The following is a 4,257-nucleotide window of genomic DNA, read 5'->3' as shown; positions in this document are numbered from 1 at the left end:
CCCTGTACTGCTCCGGGTCTTTCGAGACGGCGAGGACGGCGTCGCGGATCTCCCCCACGTCCGCCTCCACGAGCACCCCTGTCTCCGGGGTCACGGTCTCCCGGAATCCCCCTTCGTCCACGGCGACGACAGGTTTCCCGCTCGCCATCGCCTCGATAGGGGTGAGGCCGAAGTCCTCGTCCATCGCGGTGCAGACGAGGCCCCGGCACCGGGAGTAGAGGCCGAGCAACTCCGCCTCCGGGACCTCACCCCTGACCTCAACATTCGGCGGGAGATTGTCCTGTATCTTCCGTGCATATCCGGCAGCGTGATCGCCTGCCGCATACCCACCGACAATGATCAGCCTCTCCTCCGGCATCCGGCGGAAGGCCTCGATCTGGAGTTCGATCCGCTTCTCCGGGTACAGCCTGTTCACCGAGAGCCAGAAGTCCCCATACTCCCTGCAGGAGAACTTCGCGGTGTCCACCGGCGGGTAGATGACATCCGCCTCCCGCTGGTGGTAGGCACGGACCCTTTCGCGGGTCGTCTCCGAGATCGCGACGATGCGATCGACCTGCCTGACCGACCGCTGGTCCAGCCTCCGGTGAACGCCCGCCCAGAGGCGGAAGGCCTGCCTGGTCACCGGGTCCTGACGCCGGAGGAAAGTGTCATACAGGTCGTAGAAGGCCCGCACCGGGGTATAGCAGTACCAGAGATTCGGGTGATGACAGTGCGCCGCGTAATGGCTCCAGTTCCCGGTGAAGATAAAAAAATCATAGTCGTCCGAGAGATCACACGAATAAAAAGATCGTGTTGCGGAGATCTGCTTCAAAGGGGGAAATTTTATCGTCTTCCCCAGACTGATGACCGGGACAGACGCCTCCATCTTCTCGACGGCATCGACGTCGGTCGTGATGATGTCGGCACCGAGCACCTGCGCCAGAGTGACGACGACCTTCTCCCCGCCGCCGATAGCCCCGAAATAGTCATGGAGGATGGCAGTCTTCATGCCCGCTTCTTCTCGTCCATGAAGTAGTTGAGCTGGTCCCTGACGATATCTCCAACACTGTACGTCGAGGCAAAGCCGAGTTTCTGCAACTTCGTGATGTCGGCCATCAGGATCGGGACCTCCGCAGGCCTGAACCGCGCCTCGTCAAAGGAGATCCTGACCTTCCGACCGCCGCAGACCGCAGTGATCCCCTGGTCGGCGAGAGTGTAGTCGATCGATCCTTCGAGGAGCATCCGGTCGACATGCGTCTTGTCAAAGCGGACGCCAAACATCTCTGCAGTGTCCCTGCCGGTCGGGTTGTCGACGGACTTCTCGCCCCTGAACGTCTCGATCCTGTCCACAGGCATCCCTGCCGCCTCAAGACTGAGAAGGATATAAGAGAGGACCGAGGTCGTGCGCATCGAGCCCTGGTTGTAGACCTCTCCCGGCTTCCCTTTCTCTGCAAGGAGACAGTAGCCATTGACGACGTCACGGACATGGGACCAGTCCCTGAAGGCGTTCACATTGCCGATGGTGACCTGATCGATCTCGCCGGCAAGCAGTTTCGCCACCTGGTTCGTGACGACCGAGGTGACGAACATGATCCCCCGGCCGGCACCCTCGTGGTTGAAGGCCCGGGAGACGATAGCCTTCGTGCCGTAGGTGTAGAAGTAGTTCCTCATCAGGTGGTCGCCATAGACCTTGCTCACGGCATAGGGCGACATCGGCCTGAGAGGGTTCGTCTCCTTGATGGGCACCTCGGGAAGGACAGTCGGCTGCGGGAAGATCGCACCGTACTTCTCCTGGGCCCGTGCGTACTGCTCCTCAGAGCTGAAGACCAGCCCGTACTCCTCGGACGAACCGGCAAAAACAATGGTCGGGTCGCAGTCCTTCTTTCGTATGGCTTCGAGGAGGTTATTGGTGCCGATCGAGTTGATCTGCGCCGTCTCGACCGGGTGGGTGAACGAACGTGGGACATAGGACTGGGCGGCGAGGTGGAAGACCACATCGGGTTCGGCCACATCGACGGCGGTGGCAAGGCCGGAGATATCTTCGAGGTTCCCTTCAATAAAACGTATCCCGCCTGCAATGCCCTTCTCGGCGATATTCTTCGGGATCGATCCGTCTGCCCGCCGGCGGATCAGGCCATAGACATTCGCACCCGCGTCCAGCAGATGCCGTGCAAGATATGAACCGGCAAACCCGCTGATACCGGTGATAAGAACATTCTTTTCATTCCACTTCATCGAATCCCTGACCTATAGTGTTATGCCATGCGTATTGTCTATATTTTTTTATATACCTGTTCAAGATGGTCGGCGACGGCGTCCCATGCATACCTCCCTGCCATATCCAGAGAACTCTTTTTCAGATCGGCACTCTCCTGCAAGGCGAATAACACCGTCTCCGCGATCTCCCCCGCCGAGATCCCGCAGCAGAACCCATTCACCCCGTCCTCCACCAGGTCCCGGACGGCATTGCCGGGGTGGTCCGCCGTCACCACGGGGAGGCCGCAGGCCATCGCCTCCAGGGCCGCGATCCCGAAACCCTCCCGCGTCGAGGGGAGGACAAAGATCTTCGAGGCCTTCATCGCGGCGATGACAGACGCATAGTCGGGGAGGAAACCGGTGAAGGTCACCGACCCTGTGAGCCCGAGGTCGTGCACCCGCCCCTCCAGCCGTGCCCTCTCCGGGCCGTCGCCGACGATCACGGCCCTGAGGTCCGGGACCTCCTCCCTGACCAGGGCCAGGGCCTCGACGAGGAGGTCGGCATGCTTCTCCCTGATCAGCCTCCCGACGAAGATGACGTCGGTGGCCTCGGCCGAAGGCGGCACCGCCGCGATGCGGGCGAGGTCGATGCCGTTCGGGACGACCTCGACCCCCTCCCTGATCCCAAGACTCGCAAGCGACGCCGCCGTGGAGGGGGAGACCGCGATGTGGCGGTCGGGCAGAGTCGCCACAAACCTCTCGACCGCCCTGCCGGCGACACCCCTGCGGCCGAGGTACTCCTGCCAGTACTCGCCCCAGACCTCGTGCCAGGTGACGACGAGAGGAACCTTCCTGAGAGAGGCCGCCGCCCGCGCCGAGATGCAGGAGAAGTACGGGAAGTTCTGGCAGTCGATGAGATCGGCCCCCGAGGCGCGGAGGGGCCCGAAGACCGCCTGCCCGAAGCGGAGGGCCTGCGCCACAGAACGCCTCCCGCCCGCGTAGAGGGGCAGGGGCGCACAGACGCCGTGGAGCACCACGCCGTCCTCCTCGACCGTGTCGGGGCCGTCCCAGAACTTCATGCCATAGAGGTGGACCTCGTGGCCCCGCGCCGCAAGCCGGGTGGAGACCTCCCTGATCCGCTTCTCGACGCCCCCCATCACGTACGGGTAGACGGCATCATAGACATAGGCGATCTTCATCGACGGCAGGAACCCCATCCCATTTATGCAGTGATGGGCCGCAGGGAGTGAAAAGACATTCGCCGGAGACGAAGACAACACCACTATATAGGAAAGAAAAGAACCATCCAGCAATGTCTCTCGACCTCGCCCGCAACCGGCGTACCATTATAATCGCTCTCCTCTTCGTATTCATGCTCGTCGCCCTCTGGATACGGAGTCTGCCTGCGGCGTACCTCGTCAGGGACGGCGTGACCGTCGTCATCGGCTCGGACACCTGGTACACCCTCAGGCAGATCGAGGCGATGGCCGCCAACTATCCCCTGTACTCCTGGTTCGACCCCATGACCGCCTACCCCACCGGGAAAGAGATCGGCTGGGGCCCGCTCTTCCCCTTCCTCGCCGCGACCGCCTGCGTCCTCACCGGGGCGACCGCGAGGCCGGACTTCGTCTATGTGGCGGCATGGGTCCCGCCCCTCCTCGGGGCGGCGATGGTGCCGGTGATGTACCTCCTCGGGCGGCAGATTGAGTCATGGAAGACCGGGATCATCGCTGCAGGCCTGATCCCGTTTGTATCCCTGGCATTCTACTACCGTTCGGTCTTCGGTTTCGTCGACCACCACGTGAGCGAGGTGCTCTTCAGCACACTCTTCTGTCTCTGCTATATCGCGGCGCTGGGCTACGCCGCCACCCACTCCACAGACAGAACGGCACTCAGGAACTCGGCCCTCCTCTCGGCGGGGGCAGGCGTGGCGTACCTCCTGGGGTTGCTGAACGCCCCGACGATGGTCCTCTTCGCCCTCATAGCAGGGGTATTCACCGTCATCCAGTTCGTGCGGGAGCACGGGGAGGGACGGCACGGCGAGTACCTCCTCCTCGTCAACGGTGTCGCCTTCGGCATCCC

4 protein-coding genes are annotated in these 4,257 nt (G+C 62.5%); 1 reads left to right on the top strand and 3 read right to left on the bottom strand.

Annotation, left to right across the window (positions count from 1 at the left end; translation table 11 throughout):
- The 3 genes from Q0520_RS06895 to Q0520_RS06885 all read right to left on the bottom strand — a co-directional run.
- On the bottom strand, positions 1-988 hold a 988-nt coding region (locus tag Q0520_RS06895; RefSeq protein WP_298668018.1), incomplete at its 3' end, for a glycosyltransferase.
- The gene (locus tag Q0520_RS06890; protein WP_298668015.1) at positions 985-2,214 is read right to left on the bottom strand and encodes a GDP-mannose 4,6-dehydratase; all 1,230 of its coding nucleotides are present in this window, start codon (positions 2,212-2,214) and stop codon (positions 985-987) included. The genes Q0520_RS06890 and Q0520_RS06895, both read right to left, overlap by 4 nt.
- A 38-nt stretch (positions 2,215-2,252) precedes the next feature.
- Entirely contained in the window at positions 2,253-3,374 is a 1,122-nt protein-coding gene (locus Q0520_RS06885; RefSeq protein ID WP_298668012.1) for a glycosyltransferase family 4 protein, read from the bottom strand.
- A gap of 113 nt (positions 3,375-3,487) precedes the next feature.
- Here Q0520_RS06885 and Q0520_RS06880 point away from each other — a divergent pair.
- On the top strand, positions 3,488-4,257 hold a 770-nt coding region (locus tag Q0520_RS06880; protein ID WP_298668009.1), incomplete at its 3' end, for an STT3 domain-containing protein.

Origin of the sequence: uncultured Methanofollis sp., from assembly GCF_937919355.1 — an archaeon.
GTDB lineage: Archaea > Halobacteriota > Methanomicrobia > Methanomicrobiales > Methanofollaceae > Methanofollis.
The sequence above is the reverse complement of the archived record's forward strand: the minus strand, read 5'-3'. Positions and strand labels throughout refer to the sequence as shown.